Source organism: Pseudomonas sp. R3-56, from assembly GCF_051132075.1.
Taxonomy (GTDB): domain Bacteria; phylum Pseudomonadota; class Gammaproteobacteria; order Pseudomonadales; family Pseudomonadaceae; genus Aquipseudomonas.
Genome location: NZ_CP071657.1, coordinates 1,128,216 through 1,147,546 on the forward strand (window position 1 = coordinate 1,128,216; position 19,331 = coordinate 1,147,546).

At 62.3% G+C, this 19,331-nt stretch carries 11 protein-coding genes; 7 read left to right on the forward strand and 4 right to left on the reverse strand.

Annotated features, from left to right (window positions below):
* The first annotated feature begins 116 nt into the window (after positions 1-116).
* The 5 genes from J3P96_RS05265 (at position 117) to J3P96_RS05285 (ending at position 15,422) form a co-directional block, all read left to right on the forward strand.
* Positions 117-6,221 carry a filamentous hemagglutinin N-terminal domain-containing protein gene (locus J3P96_RS05265; protein WP_434655831.1) on the forward strand — a complete coding sequence of 2,035 codons (6,105 nt, stop codon included), beginning with the start codon at positions 117-119 and terminating at the stop codon, positions 6,219-6,221.
* Positions 6,222-6,317: 96 nt separating this feature from the next.
* Entirely contained in the window at positions 6,318-7,982 is a 1,665-nt protein-coding gene (locus J3P96_RS05270; protein WP_434655833.1) for a ShlB/FhaC/HecB family hemolysin secretion/activation protein, read from the forward strand.
* A gap of 1,863 nt (positions 7,983-9,845) precedes the next feature.
* On the forward strand, positions 9,846-10,682 hold the full coding sequence (locus J3P96_RS05275; RefSeq protein ID WP_434655835.1) for a response regulator transcription factor: 837 nt from the start codon (positions 9,846-9,848) through the stop codon (positions 10,680-10,682).
* Entirely contained in the window at positions 10,682-13,069 is a 2,388-nt protein-coding gene (locus J3P96_RS05280; protein WP_434655838.1) for a 7TM-DISM domain-containing protein, read from the forward strand. Before J3P96_RS05275 ends, J3P96_RS05280 begins: the two co-directional genes overlap by 1 nt.
* Before the next feature lies 1 nt (position 13,070).
* Complete coding sequence (locus J3P96_RS05285) at positions 13,071-15,422, forward strand: TonB-dependent receptor (protein ID WP_434655841.1); 2,352 nt, start codon at positions 13,071-13,073, stop codon at positions 15,420-15,422.
* Here J3P96_RS05285 and J3P96_RS05290 read toward each other — a convergent pair.
* A complete protein-coding gene (locus J3P96_RS05290; RefSeq protein ID WP_434655843.1) occupies positions 15,406-16,491 on the reverse strand; it encodes a diguanylate cyclase domain-containing protein in 1,086 nt (361 codons plus the stop codon). The two genes, J3P96_RS05285 and J3P96_RS05290, sit on opposite strands and share 17 nt — an antisense overlap.
* 224 nt (positions 16,492-16,715) lie before the next feature.
* On the opposite strand from J3P96_RS05290, the gene J3P96_RS05295 reads away from it, so the two are divergent.
* Together J3P96_RS05295 and J3P96_RS05300 are read left to right on the forward strand one after the other, a co-directional pair.
* On the forward strand, positions 16,716-17,030 hold the full coding sequence (locus J3P96_RS05295; protein WP_434655845.1) for a DUF2442 domain-containing protein: 315 nt from the start codon (positions 16,716-16,718) through the stop codon (positions 17,028-17,030).
* Positions 17,031-17,122: 92 nt separating this feature from the next.
* On the forward strand, positions 17,123-17,353 hold the full coding sequence (locus J3P96_RS05300; protein ID WP_434655847.1) for a DUF6429 family protein: 231 nt from the start codon (positions 17,123-17,125) through the stop codon (positions 17,351-17,353).
* Positions 17,354-17,780: 427 nt separating this feature from the next.
* On the opposite strand, the gene J3P96_RS05305 is transcribed toward J3P96_RS05300, so the two are convergent.
* From J3P96_RS05305 to J3P96_RS05315, 3 genes are all read right to left on the reverse strand, one after another.
* Positions 17,781-18,074, reverse strand: coding sequence for a Rho-binding antiterminator (locus tag J3P96_RS05305; RefSeq protein ID WP_434628482.1), 294 nt, complete (start codon positions 18,072-18,074; stop codon positions 17,781-17,783).
* A 1-nt stretch (position 18,075) separates the two neighbouring features.
* A complete protein-coding gene (locus tag J3P96_RS05310; RefSeq protein ID WP_434655849.1) occupies positions 18,076-18,336 on the reverse strand; it encodes a DUF2024 family protein in 261 nt (86 codons plus the stop codon).
* A 92-nt stretch (positions 18,337-18,428) separates the two neighbouring features.
* A complete protein-coding gene (locus tag J3P96_RS05315) occupies positions 18,429-19,316 on the reverse strand; it encodes a dihydrodipicolinate synthase family protein (RefSeq protein WP_434628488.1) in 888 nt (295 codons plus the stop codon).
* Between the last annotated feature and the right edge of the window lie 15 nt (positions 19,317-19,331).

A 19,331-nucleotide genomic window follows, 5' to 3' on the forward strand; every position in this document is an offset into this window, starting at 1 on the left:
CTGTGGGGATTTTCGAGCCGTCATCCGTCCGGAGGCGGTTTTCCATTTGATTTGTCGACAGCGAACCGCCTGGTCGTCATGGCACGGCCCGCCGTATTAAGGATGAGTGAACAAAAATGAACAGAGTTTACCGAGTCGTCTGGAATGCCGTGATGGGCGCATGGCAGGTGGCATCCGAGTTGGTCAAGAGCCACGGCAAGGACAAAAGCCGTACCTCGCTCAGCCTCGTCATCGGCGTGGGCGGCGGACTTTTCGCCTCGGTAGCGGCGGCGGGAGCGTTGCCCACCGGCGGCAACATCGTCGCGGGTAACGGCAGCATTCAGCAGAATGGCAGCAACATGGCCATTCATCAGGGCAGCGACAAGCTCGCGATCGACTGGCAGGGCTTTTCCGTCGGCAAAGGCAACACCGTCGAATTCGTCCAGCCTGGCAAGGCGTCGGTCGCCTTGAACCGTGTGCTGGGCTCGGATGTGTCGGTAATCCAGGGCGCGCTGAAAGCCAACGGCCAGGTGTTCCTTGTCAACCCCAACGGCGTACTGTTTACCCCTGGCGCACAGGTTGATGTGGGCGGCCTGGTGGCCTCCACGCTCAACTTGAGCACCGAAGATTTCCTCGCTGGCAACTACCGTTTCAGTGGCAACAGTGCCGCCTCGGTGGTCAACCAGGGCAACATCAATGCAGCGCAAGGCGGCACCGTTGCCTTGATCGCCGCAAAAATCGTCAACGAAGGCAATATCACCGCGCACAAGGGCAATGTCCTGCTCGGCGCCGGCAGTGTCGTGACGCTCGACCTGGGCGGGCCGGTGCAACTGGAAGTGAAAGAAGGCGCGCTTCAAGCGTTGATCGAAAACGGCGGCGCCATTCGTGCCGATGCCGGCCGCATCCTGCTGACCGCCCGTGCGGCGGAAACCCTCGCAAGCACCGTCATCAACAACACCGGGTTGATCGAAGCGCGTTCCCTGGACATCGGTGAAAACGGCCTGGTCACGCTGATGGGGGACCATGGCGATGTGCAAGTCGCTGGGCGTATCGATGTGTCCTCCGACACCGCCAAAGGCGGCAAGATCGTCGTGACTGGCGAGCGCGTGGCGATCAAGGCAGGCGCCGGGCTCGACGCCACCGGCGCCAAGGGTGGCGGCGAAATCAATGTGGGCGGCAGCTGGCAAGGCAAGGACCCGTCGATCAAACAGGCCAGCCAGACCACCATCGCCGCAGGTGCCGTGCTCGACGCATCGGCCACCGACAACGGCAAGGGCGGTACCGTGGTGGCCTGGTCGGATGTCAAGAAAGCGGGCAGCGTGACCCGCGTGGACGGCACCCTGAAAGCCACCGGCGGCGCCAAGGGCGGCGACGGCGGCAAGATCGAGACCAGCGGTGCCAAGCTGGCGGTGAGCAAGGCAGCCGATGCTTCGGCTAAAAACGGCAAGGGCGGCTTGTGGTTGCTCGACCCGGACAGCGTCACGGTGGGGCCGGGTAACGGAGGGTTGACCGGCGGCGCCAACGGGACAGAAGCCACGGTTGGCTTCAACGCGATCGATACGGCCCTGGCCGGCGGCACCGACGTCGCGATCAAGGCTGACAACAGCATCCATTGGAATGGCGACTACACCCCGTCGAGCATCAGCGGCGAGCGGACGCTGACCTTGCAGTCCGGGCACAACGACGGCGGAACCGGCCGCTACGTCTTCGGCAATATTTTCCTTAACGGTGATATCGACGCCAGTGGCGCCGGCAATGGCAACAGCCTCGCGTTGATCCTCAACGGCAAGATCGCGCTCAACACCGATGTGAGCTTGAAGAGCAACGGCGGCAACGTCGTGTTTGCCGGCGTGGTGGACTCCGACGCGGTAGCCAACAACCGCCAACTGCGTGTCGATGCCGGTTCAGGTTCGATCATCTTCAGCGACATGGTCGGCGGTAACAGCGCGTTGGGCTCGCTGTACGCGACCACCAGCGGCGCCGGCAAAACCTATATCAACGGCGCGAAAGTCTTCACCAGCGGCGAGCAGGTCTACACGGGCGCCGTCGAGCTGGGCACTTCGCAGTTCCTGAACGCCGACTTCGAAAACGGCCTGGTCGGCTGGCAGACGTCCATCGCCCAGTTCTTCACCGGCGTCACCGTGGTCGACGGCGTGGTATCGCCGGATGACCCGACGCTCCCGACCACCTCGCCAACCAACGGCAATGCGCCGAGTGTTTCGCCTGGCGACCAGGGCGACATGAACTACAAACCGCTCACCCCGGTTGCCGCCGCTGGCCAGGGCAAGGACGGCGGCGCTGCGCTGCTGCTGGGTACCGAGAACAATTCCAACTGCCTCAACGCGCCCGCCGGTTGCATCATGCGCGGCCCTTCGGTCGTGAGCGAGGGCACGGTTTCGCTGGCGGCAGGGGAAGCGGTCAGTTTCGATTACAAACCGGTCGCTGGCGGTGACACCTACGATGTCTTCGGCTATCTGTTGAACGTCAACACCGGCGAATACCAGATCATCCTGAACGAAACGGGTAACGGTACCGGCGCGGTGAATTGGCAAACCCGCACGGCAACGGCTGATAGGGCTGGCACATACAAGTTCGTCTTCGTTTCTGGCAGCTTCGACCAGACCGCCGGCAAGCAGGTCGGTGGCTCGCTGTACGTCGACAACATCAAGACCAACACCTCGGGCAGCAAGGGCCTGCAGGGCAGTTCGATCACGTTCAACGGCAGCCTCAACAGCACCGATAACAACCTGGCCATCAAGGCGGACGATATCAACTTCAACGGTGGCGTTGGCAGCGTTACCGGCAACGGCAGCATCGCCCTTGAAACCAACACCCCGAGCAAGAACATTGCCGTGGGCGGCAGCACCGGCGATGCCCCCGGAGCGTTGGAGCTGACCGGCACCGACATCAGCGCGCTGAGCGACGGGTTCACCTCCGTCAAGATCGGTGGCGCGGACATGACCGGTGACATCAATGTCATCGAGCAGACGCGCTTCAACGACAGCCTGGTCCTCGATGCCGGTACCGGCAATATCCACATCAATGACCAACTGACCGTGGCGGACGCACCGGGCACCGGTAACGATGACAACAAACCGGCTCCGGTCCTGGCGTTGCAAAGCAATGGCGGCAAGATCGACCAGACCGCTGGCGGCGCCATTGTTGCCGATGGCCTGGTGCTGTTGGGTAACGGTGCCGTCCATGACCTGGACAACGCCGGCAACGACGTCAATACCATCGCCAGCAACACCGGCACGGTCAGCTTTGCCGATGTCGATGACCTGACCGTTGGCGTTGTGACCATTCCCGACAGCCAGACTCCGGCAAACCCGCAAGGCGTACCGGTTGCCGGCATGACCCAGACCGGTGACCTGAACCTTGTCTCTGACACCCTCACCGTCGGCCAGGCCTTGGTCACCCAGGGCGATACGAGCCTGACCGCCGACGAAATCGACCTCGCTGCGAGCGTCGCCGGTGGCGGCAGCCTCACCCTCCAGCAGAAGACCGATGGCCTGGATATCCACCTGGGCGGCAGCGACGATCCGGAAGTCACCGGGCCTAACGATCCGCTGGTGCTGTCTGACGCCGACCTGGCCAATATCCAGGATGGCTTCGACAAGGTCGTCATCGGTAACGACAAGACGCGCAACATCACCGTCGACGATGAAGGCGCGACCTTCAAGGACGACCTGGCCCTGGTCGCAAACGGCGTCCTGGACCTGCTGGGCAATCTGGCGCTCAAGGACCCCGAAGGCAGCGATGAAGACGGCGCCACCGGCAAGGGCCTGACCCTTAGCGTCGACGCGGGCAAAGGCGCGACCCAGGCAACTGGTGCGACCATTACCGCAGACGAACTGGCCTTGCGCGGCGAAGGTGACTTCAACCTGGGCAAGGGCGGGCATGACGTGAGTGTCATCGCCGCGGATGTCGGCAGCCTGAAATTCGCCGGCAACGGTGCCCTGACGGTGGGCGTCGTGGACGGTACCGTGGGGATCACCTCCGATGAGGCGGTCACCCTGAAAACCGATCACGACCTGACGCTGGCCAAAGGCATCACCATTGATAACGGCCCACGGGATGACGCCAACAATGGCGAAACCCGTGCCGACGACATCATCACCCTGGAAGTAGGGGGCAACACCACCCAGTCCAGCGACGTCGGGGCCAAGCTGGATGCCAGCGGCCTGGTACTGCTGGGCGGCAACTACGAGTTGAACAATTCAGGCAACGTGATCGGCGATATCGCCAGCGAGGCGGGCAAAGTCCGCTTCAACAACAGCGGCGACCTCAAGGTGGGCACGCTGACCGCGACCCATGCCGACGGCACGCAAACCAGCCTCACCGGCGTGAACAACACGGGTGATGTCAGCATCGGCACCCAAGGCAATCTGGCAATCAACGAAGGGCTCGCCACCAGCGGCAACGTGTTTCTCAACGTCGACGGAAAGACCACGCAGGACAGCAACGGCAACATCACTGCCGACGGCCTCGCCCTCAACGGCGGCGACTTCGAGTTGCGCAACAACGGCAACGTAGTGGGTGATATCGCCAGCGAGGCGGGCAAGGTCGCCTTCAACAACACCGGCAACCTCAAGGTTGGCACGCTGACTGAAACCGATGGCAGCGGCAACGTGGTCAAGACCACGACTGGCGTGAACAACACTGGCGATGTGAGCATCGGTACCCAAGGTGACCTGGCGATCAACGAAGGGCTTGCCACCAGCGGCAACGTGTTCCTCAACATCGGCGGCAAGACCACCCAGGACGGCAACGGCAACATCACTGCCGATGGCTTGGCCCTCAACGGCGGCGATTTCGAGTTGCGCAACAACGGCAACGTGGTCGGTGATATCGCCAGCGAGGCGGGCAAGGTCGCGTTCAACAACACTGGCAACCTGAAAGTCGGCACGCTGACTGAAACCGATGGCAACGGCAACGTGGTCAAGACCACCACCGGCGTCAACAACAGCGGTGATGTGAGCATCGGCACCCAAGGCGATCTGGCGATCAACAAAGGGCTCGCCACCAGCGGCAACGTGTTCCTCAACATCGGCGGCAAGACCACCCAGGATGCCAACGGCAATATCACCGCCGATGGCCTGGCGCTCAAGGGTGGTGATTTCGACTTGCGCAATGCCAGCAACTGGGTCGGCGATATCGCCAGCCGAGCGAAGGACGTCAACTTCGTCAACCGCAGCGACGTCATTGTCGGCAGGTTGACCGAGACGGCACTGGACGGCGCCCAGCTGGACCAGATCGTCGGCATCGGCAACACCGGCAAGGTCCAGGTCGTAACGACGACCGGCAACATCACCCTGGCCGAGAACGTCAGCACCACCAGTAACGCTTCCAATGCGATCGTGCTCAACGCCGGTCAATCGGCTTCGGCGGGCGTGGCCGCGGGCGGTGATGTGAAGGCTGATGCCGGCGTGACGGTGTCTACCGGCGTTGGTGGCCGGGCGGTGATCTACACCGGCAGCCTGGCCGGTAGCACCCGGATGGTCGATGTGGTCGGCAGTGGCAGCGGCAATTTCCGCTACAACAGCGACGAGCAGCAGAGCAACTTCGGTAGGGCGTTGGGCAACAGCGGCGTGCATGCCGTGTACCGCGAGCAACCGACCCTGGTGGTTTCAACCAACGGTACGACCACCCAGACCAAAGTGTTCGACGGCAGCACCACCTTCGACGGCGGCGGTATCGGAGGTTATGACGCCAACGGTCTGTGGAACGGCGACACCAAGCAGATGCTTGGCAACCCGCTGTACTCGGTGGGGACTTCCGGCCCGGGCTCGCACCTGATCAACATCGGTGGGCTGGCTGACCTGGGTTACCTGATCGTCAGCAATCCGGCCAACGCCAACCTCACCGTGACCTCGTCCATTGACTATGAGGCCGTCCGGCAGAGCGTCGCCGATGCAACCCGCGTTGGCGCGCAGCAGAATTCTCCGCATGCCCCGGAGCTCGATCCGGTCCAGCCGAAAACGGCTGACTGGTCTGACTACGGCGTCGAGGACGGCGGTCTCCTGCTGGTAGACCAGGGCGGTACTCGGGCGAACGGCAATGCGGGCGACAACGATTCAGCCGCCCAGGCCGAGGACACCGCCAGCGAGCGGGAACTGGCCGGGAACGTCTGCTCCGACGGCGGGGTATCCGCCGGCGGCGCGTGTGCGGCCTATCCGCCGCAGACCGTGTTCGTCGTACGCGGCGGTGTGCGCTTGCCAAGCCTGGCCATGCGTCCCTGACCCTGACATCCACCTTTTCATTTGAAGGAGCCCCCTGGCCACGTCCGCGGACGTGGTCATGGGCTCAGGCAAGCCGAATTTTTCGAGATTGATCCAATGCATAACAAACTGATGTCCTGCGCCGCCGGTCTGGCGTTGTTGTCCACTTCCCCGGCCTGGGCGGCGACTCTGCCGGCACGCCCAATCCCCGACGCCGGTCGCATCCTGCAGGAACTGCCGATTCCGCAGCAGGAGCTGCCGCAAAGCATTCGCCTGGATGTCGAGGCACCACAGCCGGCACAGGAAAAAGTCGGCGGCGCCAAAGTCCAGCTCAACGCCGTGCGCTTCACCGACAACACCCGCATCGACGAGGCCAGCCTGCAACGCGTCGTTGCCCCGGCCATCGGTCAGGCCCTTGATCTGGATGCGCTGCGCGAAGTGGCCCGGCAGGTCACGCTTTACTACCGCGAGCAAGGCTACCCCTTCGCACGCGCCTACCTGCCGGCACAACGCATGGAAAAAGGCGAGCTGACCATCGCCGTCATCGAAGGCCGCTATGGCAAAGTCAGCGCCGTCAACAACGATGCAAAACTGGCCGCCCAGGCGCAGCCGTTCTTGGACGACTTGCAGCCGGGCGACGTGATCGAGCGTGAGCGCCTGGAGCGCAGCATATTGGTGCTCTCCGACCTGCCGGGCGTGGCTGTTCGTCCGGTCATCCGTCCGGGTGAAGCGCTTGGCACCGGTGACCTCAATGCCCAGGTGAGCAAAACCGAGGCCTTCGAGGGCAAGGCCACGCTGGACAACCACGGCAACCGCTATTCGGGGCGCAACCGCCTGACGGTACAAGGCGATTGGAACAGCCCGCTGATGTTGGGCGATCGCCTCAGCGCCGCGGTGATGGCCACCGATGAAGACCTGTATTTCGGCAGCCTCGGTTACTCGATGCCACTGGGCACCTCTGGCCTGCGTGGCAACGTCGGTTACGCCCAGAGCTCTTATGACCTGGGCGCCGAATTCGCCGACCTGGGTGCGACCGGTACTGCCGAAGTCAGCAGCATCGGCCTGAGCTATCCACTGCTGCGCAGCAACCAGGCGAACCTCATGCTGGCCGGGCAGTACCAGCACAAGGACCTTGAAGACAAATACGAAGTGCTCGGCCTGAGCTTTGAAAAAAGCAGCAACTCGCTGCCCATCAGCTTGCAGTTTGACGTCAGGGACACTTTGTTCGGCGGCGGCATCACCTACGGCGGCGCAACGCTGACCTACGGTGACCTGAAGCTGGATTCGGCCCTGCGCGAAGGCGACCGTCAGACCGCCCAGACCGAAGGCGACTTCAGCAAAGTGAATGTCGACCTCGCCCGCCTGCAAGCGCTGCCAGCCAACTTCACGCTCTTCGCCCGTTTCCTCGGCCAGTGGAGCAACGACAACCTCGACTCCTCCGAAGATTTCAGCCTCGGCGGCATCGATGGCGTACGTGCTTATCCACAAAGCGAAGGCTCGGGCGACGAAGGCATGCTGACCCAGATCGAGCTTCGCTACCCGATCGACAAGCTCACGCCTTACCTGTTCTGGGACGCCGGCAAGGTGCGCATCAACCACAACGAGTGGGCCGATGAGGAAAACACCCGCAGCATCTCCGGCGGCGGTGTCGGCTTGCGCGCTCAATACGGCCAGCTGTCGTTCGACGCAACGGTCGCGTGGCGCCACTCCGGCGGCGAAGCGCAAAGCGATACACGCCAGGAAAACCCGCAACTGCTCGCTCAGATCGGCTACTCGTTCTGATTGCATAAGCCTCCGTGGCGAGGGAGCTTGCTCCCGCTGGGCTGCGAAGCGGCCCTAAAAAAAACAGTTCGGCAATTTGAGCGCTTTTCCTTTGTGGCGAGGGGATTTATCCCCGTTGGGCTGCGAAGCAGCCCCCTGAACCAGGCACCTCGGTGTGCCAGGAAGATCGGGTGTGTTGCTTTGGGGCTGCTGTGCAGCCCAGCGGGGATAAATCCCCTCGCCACAAGGGGGCGTCGTTCGCTATCAGAACTCGCCTGGGCTGATGTCCAGGCGCAGCCAATCGTGCTTGCCATCCCTCCACCGGATCTGAAAATAGAAACCGAATCCCTGTGGGAGCGGGCCTGCCCGCGAATCGGCGGTGGTAACACCGTCCATTCAAGGATTCACACTAACCCCGTGGCGAGGGAGCTTGCTCCCGCTGCGCTGCGAAGCGGCCCTATAAAAAACAGTTCGGCAATTTGAGCGCTTTTCCTTTGTGGCGAGGGGATTTATCCCCGTTGGGCTGCGAAGCAGCCCCCTGAACCAGGCACCTCGGTGTGCCAGGAAGATCGGGTGTGTTGCTTTGGGGCTGCTGTGCAGCCCAACGGGGATAAATCCCCTCGCCACAAGGGGGCGTCGTTCGCTATCAGAACTCGCCTGGGCTGATGTCCAGGCGCAGCCAATCGTGCTTGCCATCCCTCCACCGGATCTGAAATAGAAACCGAATCCCTGTGGGAGCGGGCCTGCCCGCGAATCGGCGGTGGTAACACCGTCCATTCAAGGATTCACACTAACCCCGTGGCGAGGGAGCTTGCTCCCGCTGGGCTGCGAAGCGGCCCTATAAAAAACAGTTCGGCAATTTGAGCGCTTTTCCTTCGTGGCGAGGGGATTTATCCCCGTTGGGCTGCGAAGCAGCCCCCTGAACCAGGCACCTCGGTGTGCCAGGAAGATCGGGTGTGTTGCTTTGGGGCTGCTGTGCAGCCCAACGGGGATAAATCCCCTCGCCACAAGGGGGCGTCGTTCGCTATCAGAACTCGCCTGGGCTGATGTCCAGGCGCAGCCAATCGTGCTTGCCATCCCTCCACCGGATTTGAAATAGAAACCGAATCCCTGTGGGAGCGGGCCTGCCCGCGAATCGGCGGTGGCAACACTGTTCATTCAAAGATTCACACTAACCCCGTGGCGAGGGAGCTTGCTCCCGCTGGGCTGCGAAGCGGCCCTATAAAAAACAGTTCGGCAATTTGAGCGCTTTTCCTTTGTGGCGAGGGGATTTATCCCCGTTGGGCTGCGAAGCAGCCCCCTGAACCAGGCACCTCGGTGTGCCAGGAAAATTGGGTTTGCTGCTTTGGGGCTGCTGTGCAGCCCAGCGGGGATAAATCCCCTCGCCACAAGGGGGCGTCGTTCGCTATTAAAACTCGCCTGGGCTGATGTCCAGGCGCAGCCAATCGTGCTTGCCATCCCTCCACCGGATCTGAAATAGAAACCGAATCCCTGTGGGAGCGGGCCTGCCCGCGAATCGGCGGTGGCAACACTGTTCATTCAAAGATTCACACTAACCCCGTGGCGAGGGAGCTTGCTCCCGCTGGGCTGCGCAGCGGCCCCTGAACCAGGCACCTCGGTGTGTCAGGAAAATTGGGTTTGCTGCTTCGGGGCTGCTGTGCAGCCCAGCGGGAGCAAGCTCCCTCGCCACAGGGTAGAGAACGGCATCCCCGCGCATCAGTGAACGCCCCAAATCGTACGACCGTTTATCGCCCCTCAAAAATTTGATAGCTTCAGTTCTCGCTTTATCTGCCGCTATATCGATTTGTTGCCGGCCCGGTACATAATTCCTCGCTTGGCAATTCGCGACAGTGACCTGGCTGAACACAACAAGAGACCTGGCGAATGGACAACGGACGATACGAAAGGCCGGCAGCGGCGGCGGAGGGCTCGGCGGCGTCCGACGCGTTGCCGCATATTCTGCTGATCGACGATGTCCCTGAAGACATCCGCGCCACGCTCATCCTGTTGAAGACCCAGCCCTGGCGCATCTCCCTGGCCAGCGATGCCTACCAAGGCTATCAACGGGCGCTTGCCCTGCGCCCGGACCTGATCGTGCTGGATGTGCACATGCCGCAAATGGACGGCTTCAGCCTGTGCCGGCTGTTGCGCGAGGCACCGGCCACCCGGCAGACGCCGATCCTGTTCCTGTCATCGGCCAATACATCATTGGAGCGCCTCGAAGGGCTGACGGTCGGCGCGGTGGACTACATTCCCAAATCCTGCGCCCCCGAAGAAGTGCTGGCGCGGATCAAGATCCACCTGCAACTGACCTGGCGAGCACCACCGGCTCTCCACGAAAGGCCGGCCGATCCGGAACCGCAAGGCGATGAAATCGTGCTGCGCGCGGCGATGCGCCTGATCGAAAACCAATTGGACGACATGCCGTCCCTCGGCATCCTCGCGCAAAAAGTCGGCACCCATGAAAAACGCCTCTCGGCGATTTTTCGCGAACACCTGGGGATGACCGTGTTTGCCTATATCCGCGACGCCCGCTTGCGGCGCGGCCAGGATCTGCTCGCCGAAAGCGCCATGAGCGTGCAAGACGTCGCCGAACTGGTGGGTTTTCGCAACGCCTGCAATTTCACCACGGCGTTCCGCCAGCGAATCGGCATGACGCCCAGTCAGTTTCGCCAGCAGACCCTGGGCACCAGCGAAATCGAGTCGGCCGGGCGCGCCTGATGCGGCTACTACAGTTTTTCTTGCTGACAATAACGTTGTTATCCACAGGCCTTCTGCGCGCGGCGCCTGTGGATATCTGCCGGGTTGACCAACTGGACCTGATGCCCTCGGCGCAGATTTTCGAAGACGCCCAGGCCAGCCTGAGCCTGGAACAAGTCGCCCAACTGCCCGAAAATGATTTCAACTCTGCAACCGCGCACTGGCCGACCCAAGGCTATAGCCGGTCCGCGTTCTGGTTGAAATGGCAGTTCACCAATTCGAGCGCTGAGGCGTGCTCGCGCATGCTGGTCGTCGGGGCGCCGCGCCTGGAAGACATTCGCGTCTACCAGCCGGGGCATGACGCCCATGCCGGCGGCGCCTATCCCTTGGCCGAATGGCCGCAGCCAGCGGCGCGTCAGCCGGCATTTCCGGTAACGTTGGCGGCAGGGCAGAGCACCACGGTGTTGGTCCGGGTGAAGAGCAACTTCCAGATGCTGCTGGAGCCGGAACTGTGGTCCGAAGCGGCGCTGCTGCGCAGTCAGCAACAGACGTACCTGAGCGACGGGCTCACCCTCGGCATCGTCCTGCTGGTCGTCCCGTTCGGCCTGATCGTCGGCCGGATCCTCCGTTCGCGACTGCTCAGCGTGAACGCCGGCGCGGTCCTCAGCTACATCCTGCTGACCTGCATCCTCAACGGATATTTGATCTACTGGCCGAGCGCGCTGGGTTGGACGCGTGAGCTGCTGACCTGCGCCAGCGCGATCTCTTTCGTCCTGTTCCTGGCCTACTTCCGCGTGCTGCTGCAGGTATCCCAACTGCCCAGGATCATCGCTTGGAGCTATTGGGTGCCGCTCTTGGGCTGCATCTTCGGCCGGCTCTGGTGGCTCAAGGTCGATCCGGTCCAGGGCGCGCTGTTAGTCCAGATAGCCCTGTTCAGTTTTTATGGCGTGCTGCTCGTCACGCTGTTCATGGCCTGGCGCGCACGCCTGAGCTACAGCTGGATGGCCTGGCTGGTGCCGGCGCTATTGCTTGGGCAACTGCTGATGCGGATTTTCTTCCCTCAGGAGCAATTGCCCTGGCAGTCGCCGCAAAGCAAGTACAGCTTGTCGTCGACCCTGGCCGGCGTGGTCCTGCTGGTGTGTACGTTGCTCATGGAAGTTGCCCGCAGCCGCAACCGCGAGAAGCACGCCCTGTCCACCCTCGAACAACAACGCCAGGCCGAACACGAACGGCTGGAAAGCACCGTGGCGCTGCGCACCTCGCAACTGCGTGAATCCCTGGCGGCCCGCAGCGCGTTGATGGCACGGATCAGCCACGACCTGCGTTCGCCGCTGGTGCGCATCATCGACTACGCACGCCTGCTGCACGCCGGGCCCAACCGCGACTATCAGGCGACGATCGAGCGCAACGCCCGCCAGCAACTGGAGCTGATCGACGAAATGCTCGAATTTTCCCGTGGCGAGCTGGAGCAGATGCAACTGACCCTCGCACCGGGCTACCTGTACGGCTTCCTCCACGAGATCGCAGATGAGGCGGGTTTCCTCGCCGCGCGCCAGGGCAATACTTTCGAGGCGAACTTGGCCGATGACCTGCCGCCGCTGGTGGAAGCCGACTTCAAACGCCTTCGGCAGGTATTGATGAACCTGCTGGCGAACGCGGCGAAATTCACCCGCGATGGCCAGATCCGCTTCGAAGTGAGCGCAGGTCCAGGCGCCAGCGCCGGCACCGTGGAACTGCACTTTAACGTGATCGACAGCGGCATCGGCATCGACCCGCAAGAATTCGAACAACTGCTGCAACCGTTCCGCCGCGGCCGCAATGCGCAGCGCTACGAAGGCAGCGGGCTTGGTCTGTCCATCGTCACGCAATTGCTCGAACGCATGGACAGTCGCCTCGAACCCCAGGCCACCGGGCAGGGCAGTCACTTCAGTTTTCGCCTGCAACTCAAATGCGCCGAGGAACACGACCTCGAAAACGGCATCGTCGACAACAACGCCGCGCCGTTTGATGGCCAGGGCAAGCACGTGCTGCTGGTGGACGACATCGAGCAGAACAGCGAGTGGCTCTACGATCTGCTGGCCGGCTACGGCTTTGACGTGAGCATCGCGACCAACGGCGAAGCGGCCTTGGCCTGCCTGGCGGAACAACCGGTCGACCTGCTGATCAGCGACCAGATGATGCCCGGCATGGACGGTTGGGAACTGCTGCGACAAGTGCGCAAGCGCTGGCGTCATCTGCCCGTGATGCTTTATTCGGCGGTGCCGCCACGCAGGCCGCAGGATTATCCAGAGGATCTGGAGTTCAATGCGGTGTTGCTCAAACCCGCCGACAGCCGCGAACTGCTGGCGTGGGTCAAGGCACTGGCCTGCCCGGACACAACGCGTCGTGCGTTGGCTCGGGAGTTCTAGGATGCCGGGTTTGAGTTACCGGTTGCTCCTGATTGGCAGTCTTTCGGCATGGCCCTGGACGGTGGCGACTGCCGGCCAAGAGGCGCCCGGTGCCCTCACGCTCGACGAAACCACGGTGACCGCCCGACGCCGCGAAGAAGACCCGCAGGACGTGCCGATCCCGATCAACGTCCTCTACGGCGAACAGCTGGACGAGGCCGGCCTGCACTCGCTTCGAGACATTCAACAGCGCGTGCCCGGCCTGATCGTCTCCGGCCATGACGCCCGCTACGCCGGTTTCGGCCTGCGCGGCTTCGGCGCCACCGCCTACAACGATGGTCTGGAGGGCAGCGTCGGCACCTATATCGATGGCGTCTATCAGGCGCGCCAGGGCATGGCCTTCACCGAGCTGATGGACATCGAGCGCATCGAAGTCCTGCGCGGGCCGCAGGGCACCTTGTTCGGCAAGAACACCACCGCCGGCGCCTTGAACATCATCACCCGCCAGCCGACCTTCCAGCCTGAAGCCAACCTGGAAGCCAGCTATGGCGAGCGCGGTTTGCGTGAGTTTCGCGGGACGATTTCCGGGCCGCTGCAGGACGACGTGCTGGCCGGCCGACTCAACGTTTTCGACAGCGCCACCGAGGGCAGCGTCGAAAACCTGCAAGACGGCAGCCGCCTCGGCGATGCCGACAGCCAAGGCCTGCGCGGCCAACTGTTGTGGACGCCGAACACCGATTTCAGCGCTCGCCTGATCGCCGACTACGCCGAGCAAAACGAAGCCGGCAACGTCCTGTTGGCCAATCACTACAGCCAGCAAACCCGCAAGCGCGCCCAGTTCGTCGGTTATCCGCTGGCGGAGCCCGACCCTTATAAGCGCGAGATCCGCATCGACGCGCCGGGCCGTCCGCGAACCCTGCAGAACGGCGTATCGCTGGAATTGAATTGGGACCTCGACGAGGCGATGCGCTTCACCAGCATCACCGCTTATCGCGACTGGGACTACCGCGCGACCCGCGACGGCGACAGCACCGCGCTGGCGGTGGCCCAGTCCGAAACCGAGCTCGGCCATCGGCAGTTCAGCCAGGAATGGCGCCTGTCCGGCACGGCCGGTTCGTCCGTCGACTATGTCGCCGGCCTCTACTATCTGCGCCAGCAGCTCGACCGCGAGATCGATGCCGAATTCGGCAAGGACGCCGCGCCCTGGTTCGTCGGCGATCAACTCGACCAACTGAAAAAACTCTTCGGCATCAATTTCACTGATCCGAGGCAGGTGCCGTCGATGCTGCTCAATGGCGCCCAACAACATTTCGACGGCGAGCAGAAGGGCGACAGCCGAGCGATTTTCGGCCAGCTCTCCTGGCGCCCGATCGACCCGCTGGAACTCACCGGCGGCCTGCGCTACAGCCATGAGCGCAAGGACGGCTGGATCTCCCGCGACGTCAGCAACCTCGCCCCGCTGACCGGCTTGCCCCCGGTGTTCCAGGCCGGTGGACAATTGCTGCGCGACATCGCCCTCGGCCGTGGTTATTACCGCGAGGACTCGATCGAAGAGCACAACGTTTCCAGCCTCGCCAGCGCCAGCTACCGTTTCAGCGAAGCGGTGATGGGCTACGTCAGCTGGTCGCGGGGCTACAAGGCCGGCGGCATCAACTTCGACGTGGTCGGCCCGTTCACCGCGCCGACCTTCGAGCCGGAGCGCGCCACGTCCCTGGAACTGGGCGTGAAAACGCGCTTCTGGAACGAGCGCGCGTTGCTCGACCTTGCCGTCTACCAGACCGACGTCGACAACTACCAGGCGCTCACCTACAGCCCGCCGACCTCGCTGTTCGCGCCGCCGCTGCGGGACAACCTGATCAACGTCGGCAAAGTCCGCCTGCGCGGCATCGAACTGGATTCCGCCTGGCAACTCACCTCGCAACTCACCGGGCGCCTCGGCCTGGCCTGGAGCGATGCGCGCTACCGCAGCTTCCCCAACGCGCCGTGCCCGCCGGCCTCGGGACAGTGGACCTGCGACCTCAGCGGCGACCGGCTCTACAACGCGCCGGAATGGAACCTCAGCAGCGGCCTCGACCACAGCCATCCGCTGCCCTATGGATTGGAAGCTTTCAGCGGCATCGACTACAGCTTTCGCACCGGCTACTACGGCACCCTCGAAGGCGGCGAAGGCAGCTATCAACCGAGCTACGGCCTGACCAACCTGCGCCTCGGCCTGCGCAGCCAGAACCGCGCCTGGGAAGTGGAAGGCTGGGTGCGCAACGTCTTCGACCGCCACTACATCACCGCCGTGTATTCGCTGCTCGGCGCCGGCGACTACGGCGTCATGACCGGCAGCGAACGCACCCTCGGCACCACCGTCAGACTTCGCTATTGACCGAAATGAACCGCGTCGGACAAAACGCCAGACGATTGCCGCCAGCCTTCTTCGACAGGTACATGGCCTGATCCGCCTTGCTGATCAGCGCATCGACCTCCAGCCCATGCTCAGGGTAAAACGCCACGCCAATACTCGCGGCGATCTCCACCGTCTGCGCACCAATCAGGATCGGCGCATTCGCCGCCGCCAGCATCCGCTTGAGCAACGGCTCGCTGTCCTCCACCTCCTGCAAACCCACCAGCCCGGCGACAAACTCATCACCGCCGAGGCGCGCCAACGTATCGCCTTCACGCAACGTCGCGTTGATCCGCGCCGCGACAATCTGCAACACCCGATCGCCCCAGTCATGGCCATAACTGTCGTTCAGCGCCTTGAACCCATCCAGGTCAATAAACGCGATCGCCACCTTCTGCTGATGCAAGCGCGCCTTGCCCAACGCCTGACGCATCCGCTCGGCCAGCAACAAGCGATTGGGTAACTGTGTAAGCGCGTCATACCGCGCATCCCGCTCCAGCAACTGCAAGCGCTGCTTCATCTGCGTCATGTCGCTGCACAGCGCCACGTAGTGCTGAACGTTGCCGTGACGGTCATGCACCGCACTGATGCTGATCCGCGACGTCATCTCCCTGCCATCCTTGTGGCTGCTTTGAATCTCACCGGACCAATGCCCGTGGAAATCCAGCGCATTTTTCATCGGCGCATAAAACGCCGCGAGCCGCCGCACCATGCGATGAGAATTCAACTCCCGCCCCAGCACCTCGTCCTGCGCGTAACCGGTAAGCCGCGTAAACGCCTCGTTCACGCCGATGATCCGACCGAACGCATCGACCATGATCACCCCGTCGCGGGCATGGCTGAACACCGTCGCGGCCAGCTCCGGGCAAACGTCGCTGAGGTGACGGTCCAGCGCGCCTTCGTCACGGGGCGCGGGCCAAGTCCTGGAATCAAAACCCTGCTGCGCCAGATAGGCGGCCAGGGAAGAAAGGGATTTATGCAGGCGGGTCAGCGCATTCGTAGCGAGCCTGGAGTTGAGGCAATAGCTGCGAATGAAGGTGCGTAGGTTCATGGGAGGTACACGGTGCTCGGGTTGCAGCGGTTGGGGGTGAGTGGATGTGGGCATTATCGGGGTGGGGGAGTGGAGGGGCGTTTGCTGGAGGGGATGGGGGCTTTGCGAGAGGGGATGGAGTGGAGAGATATTTTGTGTAGCCTTGAAGTTCACCTTGGCGCGACAACGAGTCACAGGACCGACCGGCAGCGTATGTGTAATTCACAGCATTAGAGGATTGATTCGTGACCAGTGAAGCCAGAATCAACAGAGTGAAACCTGTCCCCGGCCAATTTGCCTTGCAGGTAGAGTTTGCCGACGGTAAGCGCTACGACGTTGACCTGCGGGAGCCTATCCGACAATTTCCGGCGTTCGAGCGCTTGAAGGACCTGTCGTTGTTCGGTAATGCCCAAATGGGCGAATGGGGGTTCGATGTGAACTGGGGTGATCGCTTGGAAATGGCAGCTAATACCCTGCATCGGTTGGCGTTGGAACAACTGGGTGAGGCCGCCACCCAAGGCATTCAAACGCTGGATAGCGGCCTAAGCCCTGCCGGATAGCTAAACTTCCTGCTTATCCTGAGCAGATAAGGTTCAGCGGCGCTTATGCATAAGTTCGGCGCTATCGGCTAAACATGAGCGGAGAAACGACGATGGAATACGACGACACGTTGATTGAAGAAGCCGTGCTTGCCTTGTTGGCAGCCTTCAGTTCCGACGGCGGTCACGCCTGGAAAGGTTTCGATTTCGAAGTTATGAACCGATTGCATGAACAAGGTCTCATCAGCGATCCGGTGAACCGGAACAAATCGATCTGGTTGACGGAAGAAGGGTTGGAGCGAGGTCGGCAGATTGCCGAGCGGTTGTTTGTAAAACCGCGTTGAGGCTATACGCCACCTTTCGATCGCTCGCCGGCAAGCCGTGACAAATAGTGTCGAAGGGCTGGCTTGAACTAACGCGCAAAAACACCAACCCCGTGGCGAGGGAGCTTGCTCCCGCTGGGCTGCGCAGCAGCCCCCGCCGTGAGCGTCTCGCACTGGAGCTGGAGCCGTCTCAGTAACGACTGACAGACGCTAGCAACAAAGCCTCGCCAGCCCACAGCGCCTTGCGCCGCTGCCTACAACTACGCCTGAATCCGCCGACTTGTGCGCCTTGGGTGATGTCGGTAGCTTGGGACCTGTCACCGCGCATCAGTGATCGGGTTTAGTCGCCCGACGTTTTTTCGAAAGCGGAAGACTTTGCATCGGCGTTTAACGAGGCCTATCCCATCTCTTGACGGCGAAAGGAAACAATACGGGCTGCCTTACGTACTTATCCATCATACGAACGACTTTCCTGTCCACCCACCGCCAGCACAACTCGGCCGAACCTGGCGTTGCTGTTCAGCGGCGTAATCGCCAGCAAGCGATCGAGGCGGATCTCCTGACGGACATCAACAGTTTCAACTTCGAGAAACTCCTCCCCCGTGCTGGCGGTCCGCGTGGTGATCGCGCGGGCGGTCAGGCATTGGCCGTCAGTCAGCTCGATGTCCAGCGTGTAGCCGCACAGACAGGCGATTTCCAGGTAGTCATGCAGGTCGCAGTGCAGCGGTTTGTAGGTATCCATTTCACGCCTCGCAGCCTTGCAGCTTGAGAATGAAAAAGCCCTGCTGGTTGATGGCCTCGACTATCTCGGGGTTGCTCGGCTCGACGTGGCAGAAACGGCAGTCGTTCAAGGTAATGTCCTGATCTTCGATGCCCTGTTCGGCCAGGAAACGTCGCGCGCAGGATTGGGCAAAATCCAGGTCGTTGCGGTCGATCAGCACGTCAAAATGCAGGTATCGCCCGCTTTGGGTGCGGACATGTGTGTCATAGACTTTGATGGTCATGAGGTTCTCTCCGTCGCGAGGGTATCAAGGCAGCTTGCCGGAGCGACCGAGCAGGTCACGTTGATCCGCTCGGGTCGCAAGAGCAGGCAAAATCAGCGCAGCTGGTTCAGCATCGCGTTCAATCGGCTATTGCCCGCATCGTCGAGCGCGAAGACCGGCAAGCGCGGGTCGCCGACTTCCAGGCCGAGGGTGCGCAAACCGGCCTTGATGGTGGCGGGCAAGCCTCCTTTGAGAATGAAGTCCAGCAGTGGCAATTGTCGGTAGAACAGCGCCCGGGCTTTGTTCAGGTCGTTGGCCAGCACGGCTTCGTACAGGTCGAGGTTGAGCTGCGGGATGAGGTTCGGCGCAGCGGTGCACCAGCCTCTGGCTCCAGCCGCGAAGGCTTCCAGCGCCAGTGGATTGCAGCCGTTGTAGAACGGTACCTGGCCTTCGCCCAGCAGATGCAGCTGGTGCATGCGCTGGATATCGCCGGTGCTTTCCTTGACCATGGTGACGTTATCCACCGCGTTGAAAATCCGCAGGATCAGCTCCACGGACATGTCGATGCCGCTGGTGGCCGGGTTGTTGTAGAGCATGATGGGCACGTCGATGCTGGCGCCGATGGTCTGATAATGCGTGAGGATCTGCGCCTCACTCAATTTCCAGTAAGAGGCTGGCAAGACCATCACCACATCGGCGCCGTGATCCTGGGCAAAACGCGCGCGGCGCACTGCTTTGGCGGTGGTCAGGTCAGATACGCTGACCACGGTCGGCACGCGGCCGGCGACGTGGGCGATGCTGAACTCGCTGACCTGGTCCCATTCCGCATCGCTGAGGTAGGCCCCTTCGCCGGTGCTGCCCAAGGGTGCGATAGCATGCACGCCGCTTTCGATCAGGCGATCAATGGACCGGCCCAAGGCGTCCAGGTCCAAGCCCTGGCCGTCGGCAGAGAAAGGGGTGATGGTGTAACCGATGATGCCGTGGATGTTCGGGGTAGACATGGCTTCGCTCCTAGT

What these genes read in the sequence shown, in the direction of transcription:
- J3P96_RS05265 (WP_434655831.1), top strand. Translation starts at nt 117, where the DNA reads ATGAACAGAGTTTACCGAGTCGTCTGGAATGCCGTGATGGGCGCATGG.
- J3P96_RS05270 (WP_434655833.1), top strand. Translation starts at nt 6,318, where the DNA reads ATGCATAACAAACTGATGTCCTGCGCCGCCGGTCTGGCGTTGTTGTCC.
- J3P96_RS05275 (WP_434655835.1), top strand. Translation starts at nt 9,846, where the DNA reads ATGGACAACGGACGATACGAAAGGCCGGCAGCGGCGGCGGAGGGCTCG.
- J3P96_RS05280 (WP_434655838.1), top strand. Translation starts at nt 10,682, where the DNA reads ATGCGGCTACTACAGTTTTTCTTGCTGACAATAACGTTGTTATCCACA.
- J3P96_RS05285 (WP_434655841.1), top strand. Translation starts at nt 13,071, where the DNA reads ATGCCGGGTTTGAGTTACCGGTTGCTCCTGATTGGCAGTCTTTCGGCA.
- J3P96_RS05290 (WP_434655843.1), bottom strand. Translation starts at nt 16,491, where the DNA reads ATGAACCTACGCACCTTCATTCGCAGCTATTGCCTCAACTCCAGGCTC.
- J3P96_RS05300 (WP_434655847.1), top strand. Translation starts at nt 17,123, where the DNA reads ATGGAATACGACGACACGTTGATTGAAGAAGCCGTGCTTGCCTTGTTG.
- J3P96_RS05305 (WP_434628482.1), bottom strand. Translation starts at nt 18,074, where the DNA reads ATGGATACCTACAAACCGCTGCACTGCGACCTGCATGACTACCTGGAA.
- J3P96_RS05310 (WP_434655849.1), bottom strand. Translation starts at nt 18,336, where the DNA reads ATGACCATCAAAGTCTATGACACACATGTCCGCACCCAAAGCGGGCGA.
- J3P96_RS05315 (WP_434628488.1), bottom strand. Translation starts at nt 19,316, where the DNA reads ATGTCTACCCCGAACATCCACGGCATCATCGGTTACACCATCACCCCT.